This is a genomic window from Streptomyces sp. NPDC002513, assembly GCF_053595355.1.
Genome location: NZ_JBSFXK010000010.1, coordinates 82,382 through 109,120, shown reverse-complemented (window position 1 = coordinate 109,120; position 26,739 = coordinate 82,382). Strand labels below are relative to the sequence as shown.

The following is a 26,739-nucleotide window of genomic DNA, read 5'->3' as shown; positions in this document are numbered from 1 at the left end:
GCAGGCGGAGCGTGCGGCCGCTCGGCGCCCGCGGGTCCGCCGTGGCCCCGCGCGCGGTGCGGACGCCCGGCGGAGCCCGCGCGCACCAAAAGGGGTCCGCCCCCTCCATGCGGTGGAGAGGGGGCGGACCTGGTCGCGCGCGCCTGTGTCCCGTTTGTCCGGCTTGTGCGTCTCACTCCCTTCCGCGATCCGACTGACCGGGCGAGGCGATCGATCGACCCTGGGGAGGTGATCCCTACTGGGACGCGCCGACCGGCTTTCCGTCGGGCGAGACGGCGTACCACGTGCCGCCCACGCCCTGACCGTTGGTCTCTCCGGGGGCCTTGTCACCGGAGAAGGTGTAGATGGGCCAGCAGTTGATGGTCATCTGCTTGGCACCGTCGGGACGGGTGAAGCCCATGAGGCCCTTCTGCTTGACGCCCTTGGTGTCGCCCGCCGGCACCGGCGCGACGACGGGCCACTTCTCCAGGCAGGCACCGGTGCAGTGGGACACCGGCTCGGGCCACGCCTTGTCCTTGAGGAAGCGGTAGACCGTCATGCCGTTCTTGTCGACGACGATCGGGCCGAGCTTGGCGTCGTTGCGGACCGACAGGCCGGGCAGGTCGGAGACGGCGGCCTTCTTGCCGGTGGGCGCGGTCGCGAACCAGGCGCCCTTCACCCCCTCGCCGTTGGCGTCACCGGCCTGGGTGTCCTTGACGTACCGGTACATCGGCCAGCCGGCGATGGTCAGTTGCTTGGTGCCGTCGGACCGGGTGACCTCACCGAGCAGGGACGTGTCGATACCGGAGGCGACCGAGGCGCCCTCGGCGGGAACCGGCGGCCACGTCTTCGCGCAGTCGCCGTCGCAGGAGGACTTCGGCGGTTGTGCCGTGTCCTGGTCGAAGCGGTAGAGGGTGAAGCCCGCACTGTCGGTGACGATCTTGCCGAGCTTCGCGTTGTCGGCGACCGCCAGCGCACCTGCGGACTGGCCGTTCGCCGCGGCGCTCGGGGCGGTCGTGGAGTCGGCGCCGTAGCCGTTTCCGGGGTTGATCGAGGTGGAACCGAAGCCGCCCGGAGCGGCGGTGGCCCCGACGTTCTGGCTGCCCGTCGAGGGGGTGCCGCTCTCCTGACCACACGCCGTCGTGAGCGCCAGCACGGCCGCGGCCGTCGCCACGAGAGAGGCGCTCCGCCAGGATGTCTTCATTCTCAACTCCCGCTGTCCGCTTGGGTGTTGCAGCGTTCTCTGAGCGCCGCTTATGGCCCTAGGTACGGACGGGAGCGCCTTGGGTGTTCAAGCGGGCCGCAAAATTCTTTCCGGAATCCGCGACGCTTCTCGGTCACCCGCCCACACGCGCGGTACACGCTCGTACAAAAGTGCTGAACTCGGTGCGCCCCGGACTCCGTCGATGAAACCACCCGAAGCCGGAAGTCCCCCCTTCGAGCCAATTCGCCCTCGTCCGGGCGTGTACGGAGACGGACCGGCCCATGATCTCGGTCGTGCATCGACCCGAACGGACCCGGTCCGCCCTCGTCAGGGGGGCGTGGGCCATGGTGACGGTGGCGTGGGCCCTCATGGGCGCGGCTGCCCACCCGGCGTCGGCCGACGCGTGCGCCTACGCCTCGACGGGCCCGGACGGCACGGCGGCGGTGGCAGTCGCGGGCGGCGGCCCGCGGCCCTCCCCCACGCTCTTCGCGCCGGGGGCGCTCCCACCGCTGCCGTGCGTGCCTCCGAGCCCCACTCCGCCGCCGAGCCCCACGCCCACGCCCACGCCTACGCCCGAGCCCCCGCCGCCTCCCGAGCCGCCGCCCAGGACCGCCCCGCCGCCGCGGCCGCGCCCCGTGCCGCCGCCCCCGCCACCGCACACGGTGGTGCCGCGCACCCGCCCGGCACCGGTCCTCGCTCCCCCGCCCGCCCCCAAGCCGGCCTTCCCGGCCCCGCACCGGCCGAGTCCGCGTGCCCCGGCGCCCCCGGTGCACTACCCGGCCTACCACACGGTGTCGCACCCGCGACCGCCGCACGACAGTCCGTCGCCGCTCGTGTTCACCCTGCTCATCGCCGCGCCCGCGGTGTTCGCCATCGCCGCGCTGCGTCCGCGCTGACCCCTGGAGGGATCCCTTGTCGGAATGGCTTGTTCTCACCCTCGCGATGGCGGCCGCCTGTGCCGTCGTGATCATGGTGACCCTGGTACGGCAGCGCACGGCCGCCGCGGACGAGGATCCGTCCGAGACCCCCGATGTGATCGAGTACATGACGATGTGGATCGGCGTGGTCTACGCCATCGTGCTGGGCCTGGCCATCGCGGGCGTCTGGGAGGCCCGCAGCGCCGCCCAGGACCACGTCCAGGCCGAGGCCCAGGCACTGCACGAGATCTCGGAGCGCGTCCGCGTCTACCCGGCCGACGTCCGCGACCGCATCCGCGCGGACGTCAACGCGTATGTCGGCCAGGTCGTCGGCCCCGAGTGGAAGGCCATGGCCGACCACCGCAAGGTGACCGCGCACGGCGGGGAACTCCTCCAGCGGATCCGTCAGGACGTCACCGACTACAAGCCACGGTCGGACTTCGAGGCGCAGGCGTACCAGCCGCTCCTCGACCAGGTGACCGCGGCCGACACGGCACGGACCGCCCGAGCCGACGCCACCGGCTCCACCATGCCGCCGGTGGTGTGGTTCGGGCTGATCGCCGGGGCGGTGGTCACCATCGGGATGGTGTTCGCTCTGCAGATCCGGCGGACGCCCCGCGAACTGGTCCTCGCCGGGCTCTTCTCCGCGCTGATCGCCTTCCTGCTCTTCCTGATCTGGGACTTCGACGCGCCGTACACCCGGGGCATCACGGCCTCATCGAAGCCGTTCCTGGCCCTGTTCCCCCATCTGCCCGGGTGACGGGCCCGCATCCGCACCGGCCGGGGTGGCGGGGACGGCACCGCGCGTGTCCGTTCCCGCCGCCCCGGCCGTCGTCTCCCGGTGTGTGAGGCCGTCACCCGGCGCACGGCCGTGCCCCATTCGCCCGACTCCAATCGCGCCCCGACATCATCTTTCCTAGCGTTTCGATCACCGGGGTGCATTTCTGGCGCAAGCGGAAAAGGTCCGCAGCACGGCTCCTCGGGGACCTGGAGGCTCACCATGCGCGCGATATGCGTCGCTTCGGTCGCACTGCTGGGCGTCACCGCCCTGGCCTGCACCGCGCCGGGATCCGCCGTCGGAGGGGGTGGAAACTACTCGTCGTTCGGCTACGACCTGCAGCCCACGAGAATCGGCCCCGGTGAACGGGTCAGCCTGCCCATCCGGGGCTGTGCGGACAACGCCACCGTGTTCTCCGACGCCTTCGACACGGTCACCATTCCCAAGGGCCGGTCGAATGCGACGGCCACGGTCAACAGGAACGCCCGGCCCGGTGCCGACTACGACGTCACGTTCCAGTGCGGCCACCAGTCCGGCCACAAGCGGCTCGCCATCGCGGCCGCCGGAAGCAAGAACGAGCGCCGCGACGCCGGCGGGGGCGGGGGCGGCGGGGGCGGCGGGGGCGGCGGAGGCGGCTTCTTCGGCGGGGGTGGGGGCGGCGACTACGGGGGCGGCGGAGGCGGGGGCGGCGGCGGTGGCGGTGGCGGGGGGTCCTACGGTCAGCACGGAGTGCGGGCCGGGGTCGGCGGCAGCATCGGCGGCTTCGACCTGAAGGAGATCGGGATCGGCGCGGCGCTCATCACGGGGTCGCTCGGCACCGCCTGGTATCTGTCCCGCCGTCGTACCGCCCAGGACCGACAGGCGCGGTGACGGCCGCGTCGAGAGGTGAGGGAGCATGTCCGGGTCCGAGCCGGCCCAGGAGGAGCGGCGCACGAAACGCGCCCCATGGGGGGCGATCGCGCTCGTCCTGCTGACGGGCCTCGCCTTCGTCCGGCACGGCTCGGGGGAGTTCGCCGTGGGCCCGCCGCAGCCCGCATCGGCGGTGGCCCCCGACTCCCCGGGCAGCGTCAGCCCGAACTACACCGGGCCCGACGCCCTGCCCAACTCCGGGGCCGTCCGCGTCGCCATCCCGGCCCTCCAGGTCGATGCCCCCGTCATCCCGGTCGCCCTGGACACGTCCGGCTGGGTGGACGCGCCGCCGCCCGACGACCCGAACCTCGCGGGCTGGTTCACCGGCGCGCCCTCCCCCGGCGAGAAGGGCACGGCCGTGGTCGTGGGCCACGTCGACAACAGCCAGGGACCGGCCGTCTTCTACGGACTCGGCACGCTGAAGAAGGGCGACCGCGTCGAGGTCCGGCGCCAGGACGGCAGGACCGCCGTGTTCGAGGTGTACGGCGTCGAGGTCTTCAGCAAGGCGAACTTCCCCGGGGACCGGGTCTACGGCAGCAAGGGGGTCCCGGAGTTGCGCGTCATCACCTGCGGGGGAGCCTTCTCCGAGCAGAACGGCTACGCGGGGAACGTGGTGGTGTTCGCCCGGCTGGCCGCGGTGCGCTGACCGCCGCACCGCGGGCGGGCGCTCAGGTGAACCGCCGTCGGGGCACGGTGAGGCGGTAGCCGGAGTCCAGCAGGTGCGGCAGATACTCACGCAGCGCCGCCACGCTCTGCGAGCGGTCGCCGCCGGCGTCGTGGGAGAGCACGATGACGCCGGGGGCGGCGCCGCCCTCCACCCGCCGGACGATGGTGGGGGTGCCCGGAGTCGTCCAGTCGAGCGAGTCCACCGTCCAGGCGAACGGCTCCATGCCCAGCTCGGCGCCGAGCTGGAAGACGGCCCGGTTCCAGGCCCCGTACGGCGCGCGGAACCACCGCGGCGCCTCGCCGTACCCGTCCGCGATGACCTCACAGGTGCGTTCCATCTCGGAGCGGATCGCCGACCGGGACAACCGGGTGAGCAGGGGGTGCGTCCAGGTGTGGTTGCCGACGACATGGCCGTCGTCGGCCATCTCGCGCAGCAGATCCTTGTGGACGGCGGCCATCTCCCCGCAGACGAAGAACACCGCGCGCACGTCGTACGCTCGCAGCGTCCGCAGGATGCGGGGGGTGTAGCGGGGGTCCGGACCGTCGTCGAAGGTCAGCACCATACGGGTGCCGTGCCCCTGCATCCGCACGATCGGCTCGGCGCGGACGCGGGTCCCCGCCGACCGGCCGCGCGGCGGACCGTGGCCGGTCATGGGCCGCGGACCGAGGGCGGACGGCTTCAGCGGGGTGCGCGCCTGCGGGTGTCCGGCCGCGGCGGCGGTGCGGACCGGGTGCGCCGGGTCGTCCGCGGTGAGCAGCCGGGCCGTACCTGCCGCACCCAGGACGGCGGCGCCGGCCAGCAACGCCCGGCGTCGTGTGAGCAGCTGATTCCTGTTCATGGCGGTCATGGCGTTCATGGCTTATCAGTCGCGCGAAGGGGTCGCGCCGGGCCCGCGCAACACCGGTGCGGACAGGGAAAGCACTCGATGGGATCAGCCTATTTACCGATCACTGACCTTCCGGCCGACCCGCGCTCCCCGGCCACCGGCCCCGCCGTCCCCGGCCGCCGGCCCCGTCTCCCCGGCGATCATCCCGTCGCCCCGTGGCCGGTTTCCGTCGGCGTGTCTTCGTCCGGTGCCCGCCCGGTTCCGGACCTGCGGATTCCGATAGCCTCACGGTGTGACGGAACAGCACTCGCACCAGTTCGAGCGGGGTACGGACGGGCCCAAGGTCATCCTCGTCGGGGTGGACGGCTCCGACTCCTCGCTCCGAGCGGCGGCGTACGCCGGGGGCCTGGCGCGGCGGCAGCGAGCGCTGCTCGCGGTCGTGTACGTGCAGCCCGTGATGGCGGCGGGGGCGGCGCTCGGCGCACCGGTGGCCGACACGACGGACGAGATCGCGGAGGACCTGGTCACCTACATCCGTGAGGCCACCCAGCGCGTCAAGGGCATATTCGAGGTGCGCTGGGAGTTCCACACCTTCCGCGGCGACCCCTACAACGGCCTGGTGAAGGCGGCCGACGAACTCAAGGCGGACGCGGTCGTGGTCGGCGCGTCCGAGCAGGCCGGCCACCGGATCATCGGCTCGGTGGCGATCCGGCTGGTGAAGGCGGGGCGCTGGCCGGTCACCGTCGTACCGTAGGAGGACCGCCCCGGTCGCCGTACGCCCGGTCGCCCCGGCCGCCTCCTGACCGCTCGCCGCACCGTTCACCGACGAACAGCGACCGTCCACCGCACGGTCCGGTGCGCGCCCTGTCCCGGGGGCGCGGACCGCGTTGCCATACGCGCATGACGGCCGCAACCAGCACTCCCCCCAGGACGACCGCCGAGCACGAGCTGGCCGCGCTCCAGCGCGAGCACGGCCGGCCCCTCTTCGCGTTCCTGCTCAGGCTCTGCGACGGGGACCGGCAGCGCGCCGAGGATCTGGTGCAGGAGACGCTCGTACGCGCCTGGCAACACCCCGAAGCGCTCCGCGCGCATGAATTCGACTCCGTGCGCCCCTGGCTGCTCACCGTCGGCAGGCGGCTCGCCATCGACGCGCGCCGGGCCCGCCAGGCGCGTCCCGCCGAGGTCGGGGACCGCGTCCCGGAGAGCGCACGCGTGGTAGCCGACCACGCGGAGCGGTCCGCCGCGATGCTCGATGTGCGGGAGGCTGTGAAGACACTCACTCCCGAGCACAGGGAAGTCCTGGTGCAGGTGTACTTCCGCGGGGCGAGTGTGGCGGAGGCCGCCCGTGACCTGGGGATCCCGCCCGGTACGGTGAAGTCCCGCGCGTACTACGCGCTGCGCGCTCTGCGCCGAGTTCTTCCGGGATACGCGGCCGACCTGCGGTGAAACAGAAGGCCGAGTCAAGCCTCCGTAAAGCGCCTTGCCGTGGACCATGGTTGAGCAATCAGCTTGCCTCATCCGTGTTCCGGAGCGGGGCCCGGGATCGGGCGGCGCGCACGTACCGGAGGAAGGCAGGCAGGGATGCTGCACAGAGGACAGGAGAGCGCGGACGGCACCGGCGGCGGTGACCTCACCGTCCCCATGGCGTGGCTGTACGCCGAGTACATCGCGGACGAACTGCTGCGCACCGGCGACCTGATGCCGCCCACGTCCTTCGAGTTCCGCGCCGGGCGCGACGCCCTGGCACTGACCATCTTCCTGTCCGACACCGGCGGGGAGCTGCCCGGCATCCAGGTCGTCTCCCAGCTGGAGACCTGGCTTTCCCTGACGGCGTACGACCAGCCGTGGGAGGACTGGGTGCGCGAGCGGATGGCGCAGCTGGCCGGCGAGGCGGCCCGCTCAAGCGGCCCGGCACCGGACCTGGACCTCGCCTCGGCGGCCTGGCGCTGGCTGGAGGAGACCGAGCTGCTCGCCCCTGACCTGGACGCGGTGCCCGGCTCCCCGGCGGCCGGCGAGGACGACGGCCCCCAGGTCTGGACGCGAGCCTGGCAGCTCGGGCTCCCCCTGGGACATCTCGCCATTCATCTTTTCTGAAGATCGGACCAATCCGCGGGGCCGACGGCTCCGAAGGTCTTGGCCGCGATTCGGTAACGGGCTTGAGCGAATCGGCCGCCTGGCCCGTACCGGTGGGCAACAGCAGCACCATCCCCCACCCCGCTCACCGGCATGAGGATTTGCTATGAGGTCCCTGGAAAACCATCGCGACGCCGGCGCCTACGCGCTCGGCGTGCTGGACGAGGCGGAAGCCTTCCGCTTCGAGGACCACCTCATGGAGTGCCCGAGATGTGCGGCGCATGTGACCGAGTTCCGGCCCGCCGCACGGCAGTTGATGCTGTACCGGCAGGCGACCCCGCGGTCGGTGCACCCCTGCGCGTCCCCTGGGCCGCGGCTGCTGGAGCGGCTGCTTCAGGAGGTGACGGGCAAGCACCGCAGCCGGCGCAGGCGCCGGCTGTACGCGCTCGCGGCGTCCGTGGTGCTCGCGGTCGGCGGGCCCTCGGTGGCGACGGTCGCCGGCCGGCACGACTCTTCCCCGGCCGCGACGGCGGTGACCGCGACCGACCCGGACACGGGGGTGTGGGCGCGGATCAACACGCAGGACCGGGTCTGGGGCAGCCAGATCGCTGTGACGATCAAGGACAGGTCGGGGCCGCATCCCTGCCGGCTCGTCGCCGTCGCCACGGACGGCTCGGAGCAGACGGTGACGAGCTGGATGGTGCCCTCGGACGACGGCACGGCGACCACCGTGCAGGGCGGCGCGGCCCTCACCGCGCGGCAGATCGACCACTACGACGTGCGGACCAGGGACGGACAGCACCTGGTCACGCTGCGGTCCCGCTGACCCGTCCTCCCGTCGGCGGCTACTTCAGCAGCCGTGACATCCTGCGGTCCGCGAGCGGCTTTCCGCCGGTCTGGCACGTCGGGCAGTACTGCAGCGAGGAGTCGCTGAAGGACACCTCACGGATGGTGTCACCGCACACCGGGCAAAGCTCTCCCGTGCGGCCGTGGACCCTGAGGCCGCTCTTCTTCTCCGCCTTCAGCCGCCCGGCGGCCACCCCGCGTGAGCGCTCGACCGCCTCCGCGAGCGTGGTGCGCAGCGCCTCGTACAGGCGCCGGGTCTCCTCGGGCGACAGCGACGACGCCAGCTTGAACGGGGACATCCTGGCCGCGTGCAGGATCTCGTCGCTGTAGGCGTTGCCGACGCCCGCGATCAGGCTCTGGTCGCGCAGCGCGCCCTTGATCTGCCGGCGCTCGCCCTCGAGCAGCCGGGCGAAGTGCCGCTCGTCGAAGTCGTCGGCCAGCGGATCGGGACCCAGGCGGGCCACCCCGGGGACCTCCTGGACATCCCGGACGACGTACACCGCGAGCCGCTTCTGGGTGCCGGCCTCCGTCAGGTCGAAGCCCGCGCCCGTCTCCAGCGCGACCCGCAGGGCGAGCGGGCCCTTGCCGGGGCGGGGCGGGCCGTCGGGCAGGCGGTCCCGCCACTGGAGCCAGCCCGCACGGGCCAGATGGATGACGAGGTGCAGGCCGTCGGCCTGGAGGTCCAGGAACTTGCCGTACCGGCGCACGGCCGTGATCTCATGGCCCTCGACGGCGGTGACCGGCGGATCGTACGTCTTGAGGACGCTGATCGCGACAGGCAGCACACGGACGACCTCGTGGCCGACGGCATGGCCGGTCAGAAAGTCCTTGAGGGCTTCGACCTCGGGCAGTTCCGGCATGTGTCCAGGGTGCCACCGGCCGCCCCCTCGCCCATGTCAGTGGCGGGGTGCGACCTTGAACTCGGCCCATACGACCTTGCCGCCGCCGCGCGACTCCACTCCCCACACGTCCGTGAGCCGGTCGACGAGCAGCAGGCCCCGGCCCGAGGTACCCAAAAGGCCCGCGTCACGGCGGCGGGGCAGGGCACTGGAGGAGTCCTCGACCTCCACCCGGAGCCTGCGGTCGTGACCCGTGATGATCCGCAGAGTGACGATCGCGGAGCCGTCGGTGTGGATGAGGACGTTGGTGATCAGTTCGTCGGTGACGAGTTCGATCTCGTCGGACCGCTCACCGGCGCCCCAGGAGCGGACGGCGGCGCGGATCATGTGGCGGGCCCCGATCAGGGCCGCCGGGTCTGCGGGGGCGACATAGTGCTGCAGACGGCCCCCGGTGCGCTGGGTCAGGCCCCCGCGGCGCAGCAGCAAGAGGGCCACATCGTCGTCTCCGCCCCGTTTCGCGGCCGCGTCGATGAGCAGGTCGGCGAGGTCGTGCACATCGTCCGGGCCGATGCAGACCAGCTCCTGAAGGCTCTGTACGCCCTCGGAGAGGTCGGTGCCCGGCTTTTCGACCAGCCCGTCGGTGCACAGCAGCAGGGTCTGGCCCGGTTCCAGCTCGACGGTGGTGACGGGGTAGGCGAGCAGGCCGAAGTCCGCGGACAGGCCGAGGGGCAGCCCGCCGTCGACGGGCAGCGGCCGGCAGGAGCCCTGGGCCGTCCGCAGCATCGGGTCGATATGGCCGGCCCGGACCAGCTGCACCACCCCGGTGGACAGGTCGGCCTCGGCGTAGAGGCAGGTCGCGAAACGGTGGGTGTCGAGTTCGTTGAGGAAGACCGAGGCGCGGGCCATCACCGTGGCCGGGTTGTGGCCCTCGGCGGCGTACGCGCGCAGCACGATCCGCAGCTGGCCCATGACGGCGGCCGCGTGCGTGTCATGGCCCTGGACGTCGCCGACGACCGCGCCGACCCGGCCGCCCGGCAGCGGGATCAGGTCGTACCAGTCGCCGCCGATGTCCCGGCCGAGCGACGCCGAGCGGTAGCGGACGGCGACGTCGGCGCCGGGCACGCTGGGGATGGAACGCGGCAGCATCGTCTGCTGGAGGCCCTGCGCGAGGTCCTTCTCCTGCTCGTAGAGCATGGCGCGCTGGAGGCTCTGCGCGATGCTGCTGCCCAGCGCGAGAAGGACGTTGCGCTCCTCCGGGGTGAAGCCGCGCCGGTCGTCGTAGAGCAGTCCCAGCGCGCCGATGGGACGTGCCTGCGCGATCAGCGGCAGATAGGCGGCCGAGGTGACGTGCAGGTCGGTCAGGCGTGACCACAGGATCGGGTAGTTCTCGGCGAACTCCTGCGAGGACTCGATGAACCGGGGGCTGAGGGTGCGGACCACCTCGTTGAGGGGGAACGGCTCGTCGATGCGGGTGACCTTGGTGCCCGGTACCGAGCTGCCCGAGGGCCCCTCGGCGACCAGCCGGACGCGGCCCGCCTCCACCAGCCCCACCGCCAGCCTGGCGACACCCAGGTGAATGAGTCCGTGGCTGTCCTTGAGGACCTCGATGACGTCCTGGACGGTGCGGGCGTGGGCGAGCGCCGCGGTGGTGGTCTGGACGACGTTCGTCTGCTGGCGCAGCGCCTCGTCCTGAAGGGCCTGGTCGGCGCGCGCCCGGCTGTCGCGCAGCTCCTGGGTGGCGTCGCGGACGATGCCGACGATACGGCGCGCCCGGCTCGTCCCGTCCCGCCGGATGTAGCCCTGGGTGTGCGCCCAGCGCAGGGTGCCGTCGCGGCAGCGCAGCCGGAAGTAGGCGCCGTAGTTCTCGCTGCCGTCCTTGATGGCCTGGGCGATCAGGATGTCGAGGCGCTGGCTCTCGTGCCGCGGGAGCCGGTCGGTGAGGGTGGCGATACAGTCGTCGAACTCCTCCGGGCGCATGTCGAAGATCTCATGGGCCTGGGCGTCCATGTGGATGAGTCCGGTGTCGAGGTCCCAGTCGAAGCTGCCCATGCGATTGAGCGCCAGGATGGGGTCCGGGTGGACCGGCCAGTTCTCCGGGAGCGCCAGCGCGCTCGCTCCCCGCTCAGCCATGGGGCCACCATGCCAGCAATTCCCCGATTCTTCGAGTTCTGTTTGCTTTTGTCCGTGGAGCCGGGTGAGGGATGCGGCAGGGCCGCTCGCGCGCCGTGCGGGTCCCACCGGCCCGCGCGGGGTACCGGGGTCACACTGGAGGGAGAGGAGCGGTCGCCGTGGACTGGTTCGTCGCACCGGATTACTGGCTGAGCCGGCTGGTCTTCCAGCGGGCCCTCGCGGTGGTGTACCTCGTCGCCTTCCTGACCGCGGCCCTGCAGTTCCGTGCGCTGATGGGGGAGCGCGGGATGCTGCCGGTGCCCCGTTTCGTCGCCCGGGTCTCCTTCCGGCAGGCACCCAGTGTCTTCCACCTCCACTACTCGGATCGCTTCTTCGCCGCCTGGTCGTGGGCGGGGTGCGCGGTGTCGGCGGCGCTGGTCGCCGGGCTCGACTCCCTGGTGCCGCTGTGGGCCGGGATGGTGCTGTGGCTGCTCCCCTGGGCGCTGTATCTGTCGATCGTCAACGTCGGCCAGACCTGGTACTCCTTCGGCTGGGAGTCGTTGCTGCTGGAAGTCGGCTTCCTGGCGGTGTTCCTGGGCAACGACGAGGCCGCCCCGCCGATCCTCGTGCTGTTCCTGTTGCGCTGGATCCTGTTCCGGGTGGAGTTCGGCGCCGGGCTCATCAAGATCCGCGGGGACGCCTGCTGGCGGCGGCTGACCTGTCTGGACTATCACCACGAGACCCAGCCCATGCCCGGTCCGCTGAGCTGGTTCTTCCACCATCTGCCGAAGCCGCTGCACCGGGCGGAGGTGGCGGCCAACCATGTCACCCAGCTGATCGTCCCGGTGCTGCTGTTCACCCCGCAGCCGATCGCGACCGCCGCCGCGTCCCTGATGATCGTGACCCAGCTGTGGCTGGTGCTGTCCGGCAACTTCTCCTGGCTGAACTGGATCACGATCGTGCTGGCCCTGTCGGCGGTCGAGTTCCCCACCACCGCCCCGCCGGTGTCCGGGCCGCCGCTGTGGTACGAGGTCCTGGTGCCGGCGGTCGCCGCGGGCCTGGTGTGCCTCAGCTACCACCCCGTACGCAACATGGTCTCCCGCGCCCAGATCATGAACCGCTCCTTCGACCCGCTGCACCTCGTCAACACGTACGGAGCGTTCGGCAGCGTGAGCCGGACGCGCTACGAGGTCGTGGTCGAGGGCACGGCGGACGCGGTGCCGCGCGAGGACTCCGACTGGCGGGAGTACGAGTTCAAGGGCAAGCCGGGCGATCCGCGGCGCTGGCCGCGCCAGTACGCCCCGTACCATCTGCGGCTCGACTGGCTGATGTGGTTCGCGGCGCTCTCCCCCGCGTACGCGGGGTCCTGGTTCGGCGGCCTGGTCGAGGGCCTTCTGGAGAACGACCGGGACACGCTGCGGCTGCTGCGCCGCTCCCCGTTCCCCCAGGACGCGCCACCGCGTTATGTACGGGCCGGTCTGTACCGCTACCGGTACACCACCTGGCGCGAACTGCGGGAGACGGGGGCGTGCTGGCAGCGGACGTACGTCCGCGAGTATCTGCCGCCGACCCGGCTGGCCGCCCCGATGGCTCAGCGGCGGTAGCCGTGCCGCGCGGTGCCCTCGATGATCCGTGCGTGGTCGCCGTCGCCGAGGTCGGCTGTCATGACACCTCCTCGGCCTCCCCGGCCGGTCCCCGGCCCCGCGGCTGCGTCCCCGGCTCGTCCGACGGTTCCCCGGCGGGGACGGGGGCCTGGGCCGGCAAGAGGCCCGCGTCTTTGAGTTCCCGCCAGAATCCGGCCGGTACGGTGGCCGCGAACTGCTCGGCGCAGTCGCGGACCTCGGCCGCCGAGCGGGTCCCCACGAGCACGCTCGCGACGGCGGGGTGGGCGGCGCAGAAGGCCAGCGCCGCGGCCCGCACCGTGGTGCCGTACCGTTCGGCGAGCGCCCGGATCCGCAGGGCGCGGTCGAGCAACTCCTCCGGTGCCGCGGCGTAGTCGTAGGTGGCGCCCGGCCGTGGATCGGCCAGCAGACCGGAGTTGAAGGCGCCGCCGACGACGACCGACACCCCGCGTTCGACGGCCGCGGGCAGCAGGGCGGTCAGCGCGCTCTGATCGAGCAGGGTGTAGCGGCCCGCGCAGAGCACCACGTCCACATCCGTGTCGCGGACGAACCGGGTGAGCATCTCGGTCTGGTTCATGCCCGCGCCGATCGCGCGCACCACGCCCTGGGCGCGCAGCTTCTCCAGCGCCGGATAGCCCTCGTGGAAGGCCTGTTCGGCGTGGTCGTCGGGGTCGTGGAGGTAGACGACGTCCACGCGGTCCAGGCCGAGCCGCTCCAGGCTGTCCTCCAGGCTGCGTCGTACGCCGTCCGCGCTGAAGTCCCAGACACGCCGGTGGGTGGCCGGTACGGCGAAGCCGTTCGCCAGGTCGTCGCCGCCCGCCGTCACGGGCTCCAGCAGTCGGCCCACCTTGGTGGAGAGCGTGTACGAGGTGCGGGGGTACGCGCGCAGGGCCGCGCCCAGGCGGCGTTCGGACAGGCCGAGTCCGTAGTGCGGGGCGGTGTCGAAGGAGCGGATGCCGCTGTGCCAGGCGGCCTGGACCGCCTCGTACGCCTGCTCCTCGCTCACCTCGGTGTACAGGTTGCCGATGGCGGCGGCGCCGAAGGCCAGTGCGCTGACCTCGGCCCCGCTCCCGCCGAGGCGGTTCACCGGCCGGCCGGGCGCAGCCGCAGGCCCTGCATCCCGCCGTCCACGGCGAGAGCGGTACCGGTGGTCGCGCCGGACAGGGGACCGGCCAGATAGGCGATGGCGCCCGCGACTTCGGCGGCCGTGACCAGGCGTCCGGTGGGCTGCCGGGCCTGAAGGGCCGCGCGTTCGGCGGCCGGGTCGGGGGCCGCGTCCAGCAGCCGGCCGACCCAGGGGGTGTCGACCGTACCGGGGTTGACGCAGTTCACGCGGATCCCCTCGCGGACATGGTCGGCGGCCATGGCGAGGGTCAGCGACAGGACGGCGCCCTTGCTCGCGCTGTACAGGGCCCGCTGCGGCAGCCCGGCCGTCGCCGCGATGGAGCAGGTGTTGACGATCGCGGCGTGGGCGGAGGCGCGCAGCCGCGGCAGCGCCGCACGGGTCGTGCGGACGATGCCCAGGACATTGACGTCGAGCACCCGCCGCCAGGTGTCGTCGTCGTTGTCCTCGACGGTGCCCTGGGCTCCGATGCCCGCGTTGTTGACGAGGATGTCCAGGCCGCCGAGGTCGGCGACGGCGGCGCTCACCGCCGTGCGCACGGAGGTGTCGTCGGTGACGTCGGCCCGGTACCCGAGCAGCGGTTTGTCCACCGGTGAGGGATCGAGGTCCAGGACGGCCACCCGTGCACCGCGCGCCGCCAGCAGGTCCGCGGTGGCCCGTCCGATTCCGGAGGCGCCCCCGGTCACCAGGGCCGTGAGACCCTCGAAGTCGCTCATGCCGCATGTCCCTTCTTCCGGTCGGGATCGGCGGCCCAGAAGGTGCCGCCGGGGAACGTGTACCGCGCGAGGGACCCGGGCCGCATGGCCGCCGAGAAGCCCGGTGCGGTGGGTGCCGTGTAGCGGCCCTCGCGGATCACCACCGGGTCGAGGAAGTGCTCGTGGAGATGGTCCACGTACTCGATGACCCGGTCGTCGGTGGTGCCCGAGAGCGCGACGAAGTCGAACATCGACAGATGCTGGACGAGTTCGCAGAGCCCGACCCCGCCCGCGTGCGGGCAGACCGGCACTCCGAACTTCGCGGCCAGCAGCAGGATCGCGAGGTTCTCGTTGACGCCGCCGACCCGGGCCGCGTCGATCTGGAGGATGTCGATGGCACCGGCCTGGAGGAGCTGTTTGAAGACGATGCGGTTCTGTACGTGCTCGCCGGTGGCGACCTTCACCGGGGCCACGGCCGCGCGGATCGCCGCGTGGCCGAGCACGTCGTCGGGGCTGGTGGGCTCCTCGATCCAGTACGGCTCGAACGCGGCGAGGGCCCGGGTCCAGGTGATCGCCTCGTCGACGTTCCAGCGCTGGTTGGCGTCGACGGCGATCCGGATGTCCGGGCCGACGGCCGACCGCGCGACCCGGCAGCGCCGCAGGTCGTCGGCGAGGTCCGCGCCCACCTTCAGCTTGATCTGCCGGAAGCCGTCCGCGACGGCCTGCGCCGCCAGCCGGGTGAGCTTGTCGTCGCCGTAGCCCAGCCAGCCCGGGGAGGTGGTGTAGGCGGGGTAGCCCTCGGCCAGCAGCCGGCCGGTGCGTTCCCGGGCGCCCTGCCTGCCGCGCCGCAGCAGTTCCAGTGCCTCCTGCGGGGTGAGCGCGTCGGTGATGTAGCGGAAGTCGATCTGGCTGACCAGCCACTGTGGTGGAGCCTCCGCGAGCAGCCGCCACAGGGGCTTGCCCGCGCGCTTGGCGGCCATGTCCCACACCGCGTTGACGACGGCCCCGATCGCCATGTGCATCACGCCCTTCTCCGGCCCCAGCCAGCGGAGCTGGCTGTCGGCGATCAGGGCGCGGAAGACGGACCCCGGGTCGTCGCAGACCTCGTCGACGTTTCTGCCGACGACGTGTCCGCGCAGCGCCTCGATCGCCGCGACCTGGACGTCGTTGCCCCGCCCGATGGTGAACGTGAACCCGTGTCCTTCCAGGCCGTCGGCGGCGTCCGTGCGCAGCACGAGATAGGCGGCCGAGTAGTCGGGGTCGGGGTTCATCGCGTCGGAGCCGTCGAACTCACGTGAGGTGGGGAAACGGATGTCGAAGGTGTCGACCGCGGTGATACGGGCGGCAGTGGGGGACACGGAAGGCCTTTCGGTCCGGGGTCTGTTGGCTCCTCATCGAGCGTGATCGAGCAGGTGCCCGGCATATTTATCAGACCACTCGCCCCACACAACACCCTGCGTCGCCGAATTTCCCAGTGATGAGCCGTAGTGGTCCGACCACATCCCTCGTTAAACTGCGACGGCGCACGGCGACAGGAGGACTGGCGTGGAAGGCACCCCGACCGCGGAGGCGCAGGGCGCCGCGCACGCTCCGCAGAAGGGCACGGTGACACAGCGCGCCATCGAGCGGATCAAGGCGATGATCGCCGAGGGCGGGCTGGAGCCGGGCCAGCGGCTGCCCACGGAACGCGATCTGGCAGCCCGGCTGGGCATCTCCCGCAGCTCGATGCGGGAGGCGATCCGCGCGCTCACGGTTCTCGGTGTGCTTCAGGCCCGGCACGGCTCCGGCATCTACGTCACCCAACTTCAGGCCGGAGACCTGCTGGAGACGTTCGGCGTGGTGGCGGACCTCTCCCGGGGACCGCGCCTGGTCGAACTGCTGGAGGTCCGGCGCATCCTGGAGTCGACGGCCACGGCGCTCGCGGCCGCCCGGATCACGGACGACCGACTCGCCGAGGTGGAGAAGCACCTGACGGCGATGAACGCGACGGACGACCCTGAGGAGATCCTCGCCCACGACCTCGCCTTCCACCGGGAGATCGCGGCCGCCGCGGGCAACGAGACGATGGCGGCCATGCTGGAGGGCCTGTCCTCCCGCACCTTCCGCGCCCGGGTCTGGCGCGGCTACCAGGAGGAGGGGGCCTTCGCCCGCACCCGCCGCGAACACGCGGCGATCCACCGCGCTCTGGTCGCCCGCGACCCGGAGGCGGCCCGGGCGGCGGCGGCCGCGCACGTGGGCGCGGTGGAGGAGTGGCTGCGGAGCCGGCTCCGCCCGTAGCCGCCGGCGTCGGTTCCGCGCTGGACGTGACGCGAGTCGGTCACGCTCGGCTCCCTCCGGATCGCATGGCCGCAAGGGGCCCGGACACACCACGGGCCGAGCCCGTGGTGTGTCCGGGGCGCGTTCAGGCCCGCTTCAGCCGCAGGGTGACCAGTTCGAACGGGCGCAGCCGCAGCGTGACCCGGTTCCCCTCCCGCTCCGGCGCGGGTCCCCCAACTGCCGGCGGGCGCTCCAGGAGGTCCGTCGCGGTCACCGCCGCCACCTCGAAGTCCGCCGTGAGCGTGGCGCTCGTACGGCCGCCGCGGGACTCGTGGAAGCGTACGACGAGGTCACCGCTGCCGTCGTCGGCCAGCTTGACCGCCGTCAGCACCACCGCGTCCTCCGCCACACCCACCAGCGGCGCCACCGCGCGCCCGCCGCTCAGCCGGCGCTCCGGCAGGTTGATCCGCCAGCCCTCGCGGACCGCGTCCCCGATCGACGCGCCCGGCACCAGGGCGTGCCGGAAGCGGTGGACGCCCTGGTCGGTCTCGGGATCCGGGAAGCGCGGGGCGCGCAGCAGCGACACCCGGACGGTGGTGGTCGTGCCGGAATCCGTCTCCCGCACCGTGCGGGTCACATCGTGGCCGTAGGTCGCGTCGTTCACCACGGCCACCCCCCAGCCGGGCTCCTCCAGGTGGACGAAGCGGTGGTTGCACGCCTCGAACTTCGCCGCCTCCCAGGAGGTGTTGGTGTGCGTCGGCCGGTAGAAGTGCCCGAACTGGGTCTCGGACGCATACCGTTCGGCGTGCACGTCCAGCGGGAACGCCAGCTTCAGGAACTTCTCCGTCTCGTGCCAGTCCACCTCCGTGTCGATCTCCAGCCGCCGCTCCCCCGGCGCCAGCGAGAGCACCTGGGTGACGCGCGAGGTGCCGAAGGACCGTACGATCCGGACCGACCCGCCGCCCTCGCCGGGCCCGACCTCCTCGGCGTCCAGCAGGTCGGTGACCGTGTTCCGGTAGAAGGCGTCCACGTCCCAGGCGTCCCACATGTTGGGGAAGTCGGGGTGGAGCTGGAGAAGGTTCGCGGCGCGCCCCGGTGCGACGGTCTCGCGGCCGGCCTCGATGTCGTACGCGGACACGACCAGTCCCCGGCCGTCGATCTCCACCCGCAGCAGCCCGTTGTCGAGGACGAAGCCACCGTCCGGCCGCGGCTCGGGCGACACCTGGCCCGCGTCGCCGGGGGTGTCCGCGCCGCCCGCGGGGATGCCGGAACGGGCGTGCGGCGCCGCGTTGAACACCAGCGGCACGGTTCCCTCGCCCGCCAGCGCCCGCTGCGCCGCCTCGATGATCGCGTTCAGCTCCGCGGCGATCCGCTCGTAGGCCGCCCGGGCCTCCCGGTGCACCCAGGCGATCGACGAGCCGGGCAGGATGTCGTGGAACTGGTGGAGCAGGACCGTCTTCCAGATGCGGTCCAGTTCCTCGTACGGGTAGGGGAACCCGGTGCGGACGGCGGCCGTGGCCGCCCACAGCTCGGCCTCCCGCAGCAGGTGCTCGCTGCGCCGGTTGCCCTGCTTGGTCTTCGCCTGGCTGGTCAGCGTGGCACGGTGCAGCTCCAGATACAGCTCCCCCACCCACACCGGCGGGTGGGGGTACTCCGCCTCCGCGCGGGTGAAGAACCGCTCCGGCGTCTCCCACACCACCCTCGCCGAACCCTCGAGGTCGCGCAGCCGCGCCGCCTTCGCCACCATCTCCCGTGTCGTGCCGCCGCCCCCGTCGCCCCAGCCGGTCGGCGCGAGCGAGTGCCGGGCCACCCCCTTGTCCCTGAAGTTCCGTGCCGCGTGGGCGATCTCGCTGCCCTTCATGGAGCAGGTGTAGGTGTCGACGGGCGGGAAGTGGGTGAAGATCCGTGTCCCGTCGATGCCCTCCCAGAGGAAGGTGTGGTGCGGGAACCTGTTGGTCTGGCTCCAGGAGATCTTCTGCGTCAGCAGCCACTTGGAGCCCGCCGCCTTGATGATCTGCGGCAGCCCGGCCGCGAAGCCGAACGTGTCGGGCAGCCAGGCCTCGTCGTTCTCGATCCCGAACTCGTCGAGGAAGAACCGCTTGCCGTGCACGAACTGCCGGGCCATGGCCTCGGAGCCCGGCATGTTGGTGTCCGACTCCACCCACATACCGCCCGCCGGCACGAACCGGCCCTCCGCCACGGCCTTCTTCACCCGCGCCCACACCTCGGGCCGGTGCTCCTTCACCCACGCCCACTGCTGCGCCTGCGACATGGCGAAGACGAACTCCGGCTCGTCCTCGATGAGCGCGGTCATGTTGGACGTCGTACGGGCCACCTTGCGCACCGTCTCGCGCAACGGCCACAGCCACGCCGAGTCGATGTGCGCGTGGCCGACGGCGCTGATGCGGTGGGCGGAGTCGGCGGCGGGCGCGGCCAGCACGCCGGCCAGTCGCGCCCGGGCCTCTTCGGCCGAGCCGCCCACGTCCTGGAGGTCGACCGCGTCCAGTGCCCGCTCCACGGCGCGCAGGATCTCCCAGCGCCGTCCGGACTCCACCGGCAGCTCCGCCATCAGCTCACCGAGCACCTCCAGATCGAGGACGAGCTGCCACACGGTCTCGTCGAAGACCGCGAGGTCCATGCGTGCGAGCCGGTACTGGGGCTCGCTGCCCGCGGTCTCCTTGTCGCCGAGCCGCGTGGGCAGGAAGGGGTGGTAGTCCAGGATGACCGGATTGGACGCCGCCTCGATCCGCAGGTCGACCTCCTCGCCGCCCTCGACGGGGGAGCCGACGCGTACCCACTGGTTGCGCGGGTTGAGGCCCTTCACCGGGGTGCCGTCGGGCCGGTAGACGAGGCCCTCGCACTGGAATCCGGGCATGTTCTCGTCGAAGCCGAGGTCCAGCAGCGCCTCGACGGTCTTTCCGGCCCAGGCCTCGGGGACGGTCCCGGTCACCCGGAACCAGCTGGTGCCCCACGGGGCACCCCAGCGCGTGCCCACCGCGATCGGCTCGGCCGGGGCGGCCAGGCCCTCGGCGACCGGAACGGGCTCGCCGGGCGCGTGCCACACCGCCACCTTCAGCGGTACGGACTCGGGGTACACGGCGGGGCGGATGCGCTCGTCGAGGACGCGCCTCAGACGGGCTTCGACCAGGGTGCGGTCGTCATGCATGGGGTGCTCCGTGAGGTGAGGGTGCGGGGTGCCGGTGTCACCGACGAGGGGTGGTCGTGTCACCGGCGGTGGGTGGTCGTGGCGTGCGTCGAGACGTTGTAGAGCTCCCCGACCGCGCGCGGTTCGAACCGTGCGTCCCTCTCGTTCCGCTCCGGGGCGAGCCCGCCGACGTGGAAGGCGCGCCGGCAGGGGTGGTCGCCGCGTCCCGGACCGCGAGTCCGCCGAGCCGTCGGCGCACCCGGGCCGCCGCCCGTGCGCCGTACGGCCAGGGTACGCAGGGTGCCGCACAGGCCGTCAGCGGCACGGTCGTGGTCTGCCGGCCGTCGCCTGCGGCGAGCGGGAAGGAGGTGTCTGGTCAGGGGTGACGACCTCGGTGATGCCACGGGCCGCGAGATGGTCCTTGTCGTCGGCGCGGCACGCGAGAACGGTGGTGGGGCGGGCTCCGTCGGCGGTCAGCCGGGCGAAGGCCTCGAAGACCGCTCCGCCGGGGGCGCAGACCGAGCGGCCGGCCGTGGTGTCGACGACCAGCGCGGTGGTGCGGGGAGCGGGCTCGGGCGCCCGGTGCTCCTCGATGATCCGCGCGAGCGTCCGGGCGGCGGGCTTGGGGCGCCGGTCGTTGGTCAGCAGACCGAGGTCGTACTCCAGTTCGGGGAAGTCGGCGAGGTCGCGGCTGACGTCGTGCGAGCACCACCAGGTCACGCCCCACAGACCGGGACAGTCCAGGGCGCCCAGCACGGTCGCCTCGGTGAAGGCCGCCGCGTGCTCGGCGGGGATCAACGGTGCGGGGGCGCCGACCTCCTGGAGCCAGACAGGCCGGTGCGGGTCGTCCGCCCATGCCTTGGACAGTTCGACGAGGTACGCGGCGTGGTGCTCGGTGGCGGTGCCGGTGCGGCCGTGACGCTGGGCGGTGCCGTTGAACACCCAGGAGTGCACGGCGGTGAGGTCCCCGAGGCGGGCCGAGTGCTCGGGGGTGAAGGGCTGGTCGTCCTGGTACCAGGCGGCGTCGTACGAGGCGTGCAGATGCAGCTTGCCGGGAGCGCCCTCGGCGCAGGCGGCGAGCAGCCGGGTGAGCCACCGTCCGGCCTGCTCCTCGGTGATGCGGTCCGGGTCGGGGTGGGGGCCGGCGGCGAACTGGTTGACCTCGTTGCCGATCGTCATGCCGATGAAGTTCGGCCGGTCGGCGAGCGCGCCGGCGAGCGCCCTGAGATAGGCGGTCTCCCCCTCGACCACGTCCGGGTCGGTGAAGAGGTTGCGCCGGTGCCAGGTCCGTGTCCAGGCGGGCAGGAAGTCGAAGCTCGACAGGTGCCCTTGCAGACCGTCCACGGTGATGTCGAGGCCCCGTTCGGCCGCCGCGTCGGCGAGCGCGACGAGCTGCTCGACGGCGCGGGGGCGGATCAGGGTGCGGTTGGGCTGGAAGTAGGGCCACAGCGGGAAGACCCTGATGTGGTCGAGGCCCAGCGCGGCGATCGAGTCGAGGTCGGCGCGTACGGAGTCCAGGTCGAAGTCGAGCCAGTGGTGGAACCACCCCTCGCTCGGGGTGTAGTTGACGCCGAAGCGCACGGCACGAGGCATACGGGTTCCTTCAAACGGTGGGACGCGTACGGGGGTTCAGCCCTTGATCCTCCCTCGCCGGCACCACGGAAGAAGTACCGCTGGAGGCAGGCGGCAAGGACGAGGAGCGGTGCCACCGCCATGACCGTTCCCGCGGCGACGAAACGTTCGTCGTTGGCGAAGGTGCCGCGCAGGGAGTCGAGTCCGATGGCCGGGGTGACCTTGGCCGGGTCGCTCAGCACGATCAGCGGCCACAGGAAGTCGGCCGCAGGAAGTCGTCCCAGGAGAACATGAACGCGAAGATCGCGACGACGGCGAGGGCGGGCGCACGTCGGTGACGTGGTCGGCGCGCCGTCCGTGGCCGGTCTGACGTTCGTGCGTGCCCTGCGCGGTCCGGCTCGTCGGCCGGCCGGGGTCGCAGACGGCGCTGCCGGAGGCGGCGGGACAGTGGGAGGCGCTGCGGCCGTGGCGGCGTACGGCGCCTCCGGGCTGGTGTTCGCTCGTGATCGATACGCCTAGGCGTTCGGACTCGCGGCGCTGATGTCGCCGAGCGCCGACCCCGGGTCCTGTTCGATGGCCAGGTCGCCGAGGGAGATGATCCCCACCGGGTGTCCGCCCTCGACGACCGGGATACGGCGGATGTGATGGTCGCGCATCAGCCGCACCGCGTAGTGGAGGTCCTTGTCGGGGGTGATGGTGACGAGGTCTTCGCTGCAGGCGCGGGCCACCGTGGTCTCCCCCGGATCGGCGCCCTCCGCGAGTGCGCGGACCACGAGATCGCGGTCGCTGACCAGGCCACGCAGTTCGTCGCCCTCCGTCACGAGGACGGCGCCGATGTGCCGGTCGCGCATCATCTGGGCCACTCTGCCGACCGGGGTCCGCGGCTCCACTGTTACGGGGTGCGCGGTCATGATGTCGCGTACGTGCCGGGCCATCATGGGTCCCTCCTCCCGGGCGGCGGTGCGGTTCACCGCCGCTTCAGGGCCCGAGTACCCGCCGGACCGGACACTGCACGCGTTCCAGATGTTTCTTGCGCCTCTCCCGCCCCACCGGGCCGCGCGCCCCGGACCGTCTGCGCACGAACACGGATCGTGCCCGGACCCTGCGCCGCACCACCAGAGACGGAGACACACAGGCCGTACAGTTACCGTCCGTTACACGTGCCTCACCCTTTGCGGCGGCGACGATCCGGTGCCGGAAGAGCCGGATGCGCGGCCGGTCGCCGGCCGCCGCTTCCCTGATCAGCATGGACGCGAGTCCGACACGCCCATGCCGTCGGCGATCAGGACGGTGCTGTGAGGTCAGTCGACACTTGGCAGGATGTGCGGCTCGGCGAGATCCTCCTCGTAGCCCGCCAGCCGGATGGGGGCGGACCTGGCCCACACGTCGAGACTGCCGAGCTTCTGCTCCGTCCGACGGCCCCCGCGCTCCCCGCGCTCCGTGGGACGCTGATCGCGATTCGTCTTCTCCGGTGTCACCGCGCACTCCTTATGTGTCGGGTAACCCTCGGGACGTTCCGGTCCAGTCTGCCGCTGCACCGCCGACGCCCGCTCGGGTCTGGGTCGAAAACAGGTCGGACGCGGTGGCGTCGGCAACTCCTGAGAGAGCAGGCCGTGGTGACTGGCTTGTCCCGGGACGGACCGTGGGTCGGGTGGACCCAAAGGCTGTCCGTACGGTCCAGGTTAACCAAGTGAGCAGACGCCCGCTCGATGGGGCTGAAACAACCAGGTAACCATCGTGGGTCATCCCACGCCCATCCGGTGATGTTATTAACCGTTTTGACATCACGCATCCGTTTCGCCGTCACCCGTTCGGCCCAGTCCTCGTCCTTGCCACCGGCACCGCCGATGCCGGGCCCGCGCGTACGGTGCTCAGTTCAGGTCCCGTTGGCTGAGTCGCAAGCTCGTCATGATCTGCTGACCGTCGGCAACGGCTTTTCTCGCGGGAGGACTGACGCATGGAGCTGCGCAGCGTCGAGGAGCTGATGGATCTGCTGCACGCCTGCCAAGGCGCGCGGCACACCCCGGACCGGGCCGGCGAGCCGGTCGATGTGCACGAACACGCCCTGCAGACCGCCGCCCTGCTGCGCCGAAGTCACCCCGCGGACAAGGAACTCCAGGTGGCCGGCCTGGTCCACGACATCGGGGTGCTGCTACGGACGGACGACGACAGCGGGCATGCGGACCGGGCGGCCGACGCGGTGCGGCCGTTGCTCGGTGAACGGGTCTCCCGTCTCGTACGTCTGCACGCCGTCGCGGAGCGCTATCTGGCCGCAGCCTCTCCGGTACACGGTCGCTCCGCGTGGAGCGCGCCCGCCCCGGCCCGGCGGAGCGGACCGCTGACGCCCCAGGAGGCAGCCGCGTTCGCCCGTGATCCGATGGCCGACGACGCCCTCACCCTGCGTCAGGCGGACGAGACGGCGAAGGTGCGGGGCATGGACGCCGGCGTGCTGGAGGACTGGCGCACGGTCCTCGAACTGGTGGCGGCGGGACGTGCCCGGCTGGGGGCCGTGGACTAAAGGCCGCTCAAGGTCCCCGGGAGGGCGGCTGCGGCGCGGACGTACGACAGGCGAGGGCGAGCGCGCGACCTGCGGCGTGCGACGTGCTGCCGGTCGGAGCAATGACTTGGGCGGCCGTCCGGCCGTGCCACACTCAGCGGGATGCACCGCCGCCACGCAACCGCTCGGGGCCGGGTCATCGGCACGTGGATGACCCGGCACGCCGGGTGGTGCCTGGCCGTCTCCCTGGTTCTTCATCTGCTGGCCGTCGTCGTCTCCCCTCCCGCCCCCCTGGATCTGCGCGTCTACCGCGAGGCGTCCCCGCTGGTCCTCACCGGCGGCCTCTACGACTACCACCTGCACACCGCTCCGCCGATCCCGGTGCTGCCGTTCACCTATCCGCCGTTCGCCGCGCTGGTGTTCCTGCCGCTCGCGCGACTGCCCTGGACGGCCGTGGTCGTCCTGTGGCAGGCGGCCTCCGTGGTGGCCCTCGCGGTGATCGCCGGCTGCGCCGGCCGACTGCTGCGCGCCGGCCGCGACCGGCCTCCGCGCTCCCGTGTCCTGCTCTGGACCGCCGCCGGCCTGTGGCTGGAGCCGGTGCGCCACACCCTGGACCAGGGTCAGGTCAACCTGCTGCTGTGCGCCCTGGTCCTGGCGGCGCTCGCGGTGCCGCTCACGCCGGCGGCCCGGGGAGCGGCCCTCGGCCTGGCGGCCGCGGTCAAGCTGACTCCGGCCTTCGGCGGGCTGTATCTGCTGGCGACCCGGCAGTGGCGGGCCGCGGCCTGGGCCCTCGCCGCGGGCGTCGGGGCCACGGCTCTGGCCTGGCTGATCGCCCCGCGGGAGTCGGCACGGTACTGGTTCAGCCTGGTGAGGGACACTCAGCGCATCGGCCCCGCCTGGTCGGTGCGCAACCAGTCCCTGCGCGGAGCGCTCGACCGGCTTCTCGGCCCGGACACCCTCGCCTCCGTGACCTGGTGGACGGGACTGGTGCTGGTGACCGTGCTGGCGGCCGGGGCCCTGTGGAGCGCCGTGCGGCGCCATGACCTGCTCGGCGTCCTGGTCACCGCCGAACTGTACGGACTGCTGGTCTCCCCCATCTCCTGGAGCCATCACTGGGTCTGGTGCCTGCCGACGATGATGTGGCTGGCGCACGGACCGGGCCGGCGGCGGATGCTCCACCGGGTCACGCTGGCGGCCTGGGCCCTCGCCACGGTCGGCCGGCTGATCCCGCTGCTGATCCGCGCGGAGGACCGGCTGCCGCACCCGAGCCCGTACCCGGCGCTGCTGGCCTGGCCCGGCACGGCCTACGCCGTCTGCGCCGGCCTGTCCTTCCTCGCCATCGCCGCGAGCCCGGACCGGGCACCCGGCCGGATGCCCGCGGACCGCTCCCCCGCCCGGGTTTAAGGCTCCGACCGTAACGGGCGCCCGGCCCGCGACGCCTGACGCTGCGCCTCGCCGCGTTGTCGGGATCGTCCGCGTACGCCCCGTACGCGGACGACCCTCCGTCGTGCGACGCACCGCACCGGACGCCGCGGGTTCCGCCCTTCGGGCGGACGACGCTCCTTGTCGGCACACGCCGGTCGGCGTCAGTGCCGTTGGCCGGGGACGCCGAGGGGACGGCCGGAGGGGGCCGTGGCGGTCCCGGGTGCGCAGAAGTGGGCGCGGACGCGGCGCAGCCATGCCTCGGCCGGTGCCTCGTCGGGCCGCTCCGGCAGCACGCTGGGCGTCTCGTCGAAGGCCCTCTCGTAGGACCGGAGCAGGGGCAGCGCGGCCGACGGGTCCGCCGCCACGCGCTCGCCGAAGTCGTGGTACGCGTCCGGGTTCTCCACGCGGATCGTCAGCTGTCCCGTCGTGTACAGCTCCAGGCCCTGGTGGCACAGCCGCTTGAGGTGGCGGGCGTGTTTGGCGGTGCGTGCGCGGAGGTCCGCCGGGAGGGGACCGTCCCCGCGCGCTTCGAGGCGCCTGAACTGCTGGGTCGCGTACCCGAGATAGGCGTCGCGGACCCGCCCCGCGCCCAGGAACGACGTGCGGATGCCGATCAGTTCCTCGCCCAGTGGCGTCCGCACCTCGTACAACGCGGCGGGCAGCCAGACGAGTTCCATGGCGGTCGGGTTGCCGCCGAGAGCGAGCCGGCACCACTTGGCGGCCTCGTGCAGGGTGTGGTCCGGGGCCGTGGTGACATGGGACTCCTTCGGCCGGTGCAGACCGTGCAGTTGCTCGGTGGGCACCGCGAACAGGCCGAGCCGGTCCACGTCGGAGCCCTCGCGGGCGAGGCCGTAGGCGGTCGAGCCGACGATGCCGGAGAGAAGGACATGGCACACGGTCATGGTCGGTCGCCCTCCTGCGGCGGGGTGGTGCCGGGGGAGGCGGAGTCCGCCGGGCCGGTGTCCCGGAGGGCGGGCCGCTCCGACCAGGAGAGGTCACGTCCGCGGGGACGCGACTGCCGCAAGGGCCGGTCCCCCGCCTCGCCGTGGAGGCGCCACGGCCGCTCCCGTGAGTCCCTGGCCGCCGGGTGGTCGGGGCCGGTGTCGGCAGCCGTGACCGGGCGCGGGTGGTGACCGCCCGGCACGGCCCATCGGGCGGGGCGGACGACGTCAGCGGGAAGCCAGGTCATGCCGGGGACGCTAACCGGCGACGCGCGCTCCCGGCCAGCCGTTTTCCGCACGCGTGCGCGCAGCGCCG

Annotated in this window: 25 protein-coding genes and 1 pseudogene; 12 read left to right on the top strand and 14 right to left on the bottom strand. The window is 72.5% G+C overall.

Features of this window, described 5'->3' with window-relative positions; all coding sequences use genetic code 11:
* Window positions 1-235 precede the first annotated feature (235 nt).
* Entirely contained in the window at window positions 236-1,183 is a 948-nt protein-coding gene (locus ACWD5Q_RS10010) for an SCO0930 family lipoprotein (protein WP_451426531.1), read from the bottom strand.
* 293 nt (window positions 1,184-1,476) lie between these two features.
* Here ACWD5Q_RS10010 and ACWD5Q_RS10005 point away from each other — a divergent pair, with 293 nt between their 5' ends.
* From ACWD5Q_RS10005 to ACWD5Q_RS09990, 4 genes are all read left to right on the top strand, one after another.
* Window positions 1,477-2,079: a hypothetical protein gene (locus ACWD5Q_RS10005; RefSeq protein WP_451426530.1), complete on the top strand. Its 603-nt coding sequence runs from the start codon at window positions 1,477-1,479 to the stop codon at window positions 2,077-2,079.
* A gap of 16 nt (window positions 2,080-2,095) precedes the next feature.
* A complete protein-coding gene (locus ACWD5Q_RS10000) occupies window positions 2,096-2,860 on the top strand; it encodes a bestrophin-like domain (RefSeq protein ID WP_451426529.1) in 765 nt (254 codons plus the stop codon).
* A 240-nt stretch (window positions 2,861-3,100) separates the two neighbouring features.
* A complete protein-coding gene (locus tag ACWD5Q_RS09995) occupies window positions 3,101-3,748 on the top strand; it encodes a hypothetical protein (RefSeq protein WP_451426528.1) in 648 nt (215 codons plus the stop codon).
* A 25-nt stretch (window positions 3,749-3,773) separates the two neighbouring features.
* Complete coding sequence (locus ACWD5Q_RS09990) at window positions 3,774-4,433, top strand: class F sortase (RefSeq protein WP_451426527.1); 660 nt, start codon at window positions 3,774-3,776, stop codon at window positions 4,431-4,433.
* Between the two features lie 22 nt (window positions 4,434-4,455).
* On the opposite strand, the gene ACWD5Q_RS09985 is transcribed toward ACWD5Q_RS09990, so the two are convergent.
* Window positions 4,456-5,292, bottom strand: coding sequence for a polysaccharide deacetylase family protein (locus ACWD5Q_RS09985; RefSeq protein ID WP_451426526.1), 837 nt, complete (start codon window positions 5,290-5,292; stop codon window positions 4,456-4,458).
* A 280-nt stretch (window positions 5,293-5,572) separates the two neighbouring features.
* On the opposite strand from ACWD5Q_RS09985, the gene ACWD5Q_RS09980 reads away from it, so the two are divergent.
* The 4 genes from ACWD5Q_RS09980 to ACWD5Q_RS09965 all read left to right on the top strand — a co-directional run bounded on the left by ACWD5Q_RS09980 (window position 5,573) and on the right by ACWD5Q_RS09965 (window position 8,179).
* Window positions 5,573-6,034, top strand: coding sequence for a universal stress protein (locus ACWD5Q_RS09980; RefSeq protein WP_451426525.1), 462 nt, complete (start codon window positions 5,573-5,575; stop codon window positions 6,032-6,034).
* A gap of 146 nt (window positions 6,035-6,180) precedes the next feature.
* Window positions 6,181-6,726, top strand: coding sequence for a sigma-70 family RNA polymerase sigma factor (locus ACWD5Q_RS09975; protein WP_451426524.1), 546 nt, complete (start codon window positions 6,181-6,183; stop codon window positions 6,724-6,726).
* Between the two features lie 135 nt (window positions 6,727-6,861).
* Window positions 6,862-7,374: a hypothetical protein gene (locus ACWD5Q_RS09970; protein WP_451426523.1), complete on the top strand. Its 513-nt coding sequence runs from the start codon at window positions 6,862-6,864 to the stop codon at window positions 7,372-7,374.
* Window positions 7,375-7,519: 145 nt separating this feature from the next.
* A complete protein-coding gene (locus ACWD5Q_RS09965; protein ID WP_451426522.1) occupies window positions 7,520-8,179 on the top strand; it encodes a zf-HC2 domain-containing protein in 660 nt (219 codons plus the stop codon).
* 19 nt (window positions 8,180-8,198) lie between these two features.
* Here ACWD5Q_RS09965 and ACWD5Q_RS09960 read toward each other — a convergent pair whose 3' ends face one another.
* Window positions 8,199-9,059, bottom strand: a complete 861-nt coding sequence (locus ACWD5Q_RS09960; RefSeq protein ID WP_451426521.1) for an Fpg/Nei family DNA glycosylase — start codon at window positions 9,057-9,059, stop codon at window positions 8,199-8,201.
* Between the two features lie 36 nt (window positions 9,060-9,095).
* The gene (locus ACWD5Q_RS09955; protein WP_451426520.1) at window positions 9,096-11,168 is read right to left on the bottom strand and encodes a SpoIIE family protein phosphatase; all 2,073 of its coding nucleotides are present in this window, start codon (window positions 11,166-11,168) and stop codon (window positions 9,096-9,098) included.
* Between the two features lie 158 nt (window positions 11,169-11,326).
* On the opposite strand from ACWD5Q_RS09955, the gene ACWD5Q_RS09950 reads away from it, so the two are divergent.
* Window positions 11,327-12,751 carry a lipase maturation factor family protein gene (locus ACWD5Q_RS09950; protein ID WP_451426519.1) on the top strand — a complete coding sequence of 475 codons (1,425 nt, stop codon included), beginning with the start codon at window positions 11,327-11,329 and terminating at the stop codon, window positions 12,749-12,751.
* A gap of 58 nt (window positions 12,752-12,809) precedes the next feature.
* Here ACWD5Q_RS09950 and ACWD5Q_RS09945 read toward each other — a convergent pair whose 3' ends face one another.
* Genes ACWD5Q_RS09945 through ACWD5Q_RS09935 form a run of 3 tightly spaced genes read right to left on the bottom strand, consistent with a single transcriptional unit; the run spans window position 12,810 to window position 15,945 of the window.
* Window positions 12,810-13,856 (bottom strand): aldo/keto reductase, encoded by a 1,047-nt coding sequence (locus tag ACWD5Q_RS09945; RefSeq protein ID WP_451426518.1) that lies wholly within the window; start codon window positions 13,854-13,856, stop codon window positions 12,810-12,812.
* Window positions 13,853-14,608, bottom strand: coding sequence for an SDR family NAD(P)-dependent oxidoreductase (locus ACWD5Q_RS09940; protein ID WP_451426517.1), 756 nt, complete (start codon window positions 14,606-14,608; stop codon window positions 13,853-13,855). The genes ACWD5Q_RS09945 and ACWD5Q_RS09940 overlap by 4 nt, the downstream gene beginning before the upstream one ends.
* Entirely contained in the window at window positions 14,605-15,945 is a 1,341-nt protein-coding gene (locus ACWD5Q_RS09935; protein WP_451426516.1) for an L-fuconate dehydratase, read from the bottom strand. Before ACWD5Q_RS09935 ends, ACWD5Q_RS09940 begins: the two co-directional genes overlap by 4 nt.
* Window positions 15,946-16,132: 187 nt before the next feature.
* Here ACWD5Q_RS09935 and ACWD5Q_RS09930 point away from each other — a divergent pair, with 187 nt between their 5' ends.
* The gene (locus ACWD5Q_RS09930; protein ID WP_451426515.1) at window positions 16,133-16,864 is read left to right on the top strand and encodes a FadR/GntR family transcriptional regulator; all 732 of its coding nucleotides are present in this window, start codon (window positions 16,133-16,135) and stop codon (window positions 16,862-16,864) included.
* Window positions 16,865-16,988: 124 nt separating this feature from the next.
* Here the strand turns inward: ACWD5Q_RS09930 and ACWD5Q_RS09925 are convergent, their stop codons facing one another.
* From ACWD5Q_RS09925 to ACWD5Q_RS09905, 5 genes and pseudogenes are all read right to left on the bottom strand, one after another.
* On the bottom strand, window positions 16,989-20,009 hold the full coding sequence (locus ACWD5Q_RS09925; protein WP_451426514.1) for an alpha-mannosidase: 3,021 nt from the start codon (window positions 20,007-20,009) through the stop codon (window positions 16,989-16,991).
* A gap of 294 nt (window positions 20,010-20,303) precedes the next feature.
* Complete coding sequence (locus ACWD5Q_RS09920) at window positions 20,304-21,581, bottom strand: glycoside hydrolase 5 family protein (RefSeq protein WP_451426513.1); 1,278 nt, start codon at window positions 21,579-21,581, stop codon at window positions 20,304-20,306.
* 50 nt (window positions 21,582-21,631) lie between these two features.
* A pseudogene (locus ACWD5Q_RS09915) lies at window positions 21,632-21,879 on the bottom strand (carbohydrate ABC transporter permease); the annotation flags it as partial.
* Between the two features lie 196 nt (window positions 21,880-22,075).
* Window positions 22,076-22,495: a CBS domain-containing protein gene (locus tag ACWD5Q_RS09910; RefSeq protein ID WP_451426589.1), complete on the bottom strand. Its 420-nt coding sequence runs from the start codon at window positions 22,493-22,495 to the stop codon at window positions 22,076-22,078.
* Window positions 22,496-22,861: 366 nt separating this feature from the next.
* The gene (locus ACWD5Q_RS09905) at window positions 22,862-23,038 is read right to left on the bottom strand and encodes a hypothetical protein (protein ID WP_451426512.1); all 177 of its coding nucleotides are present in this window, start codon (window positions 23,036-23,038) and stop codon (window positions 22,862-22,864) included.
* Window positions 23,039-23,517: 479 nt separating this feature from the next.
* Between ACWD5Q_RS09905 and ACWD5Q_RS09900 the strand changes: the two genes are divergently transcribed.
* Both ACWD5Q_RS09900 and ACWD5Q_RS09895 read left to right on the top strand, forming a co-directional pair.
* Complete coding sequence (locus tag ACWD5Q_RS09900; RefSeq protein WP_451426511.1) at window positions 23,518-24,078, top strand: inositol oxygenase family protein; 561 nt, start codon at window positions 23,518-23,520, stop codon at window positions 24,076-24,078.
* Between the two features lie 141 nt (window positions 24,079-24,219).
* Entirely contained in the window at window positions 24,220-25,461 is a 1,242-nt protein-coding gene (locus tag ACWD5Q_RS09895; RefSeq protein ID WP_451426510.1) for a glycosyltransferase 87 family protein, read from the top strand.
* Window positions 25,462-25,643: 182 nt separating this feature from the next.
* On the opposite strand, the gene ACWD5Q_RS09890 is transcribed toward ACWD5Q_RS09895, so the two are convergent.
* Window positions 25,644-26,384 carry a nucleotidyltransferase domain-containing protein gene (locus tag ACWD5Q_RS09890; protein WP_451426509.1) on the bottom strand — a complete coding sequence of 247 codons (741 nt, stop codon included), beginning with the start codon at window positions 26,382-26,384 and terminating at the stop codon, window positions 25,644-25,646.
* Window positions 26,381-26,671 (bottom strand): hypothetical protein, encoded by a 291-nt coding sequence (locus ACWD5Q_RS09885; protein WP_451426508.1) that lies wholly within the window; start codon window positions 26,669-26,671, stop codon window positions 26,381-26,383. The genes ACWD5Q_RS09890 and ACWD5Q_RS09885 overlap by 4 nt, the downstream gene beginning before the upstream one ends.
* Between the last annotated feature and the right edge of the window lie 68 nt (window positions 26,672-26,739).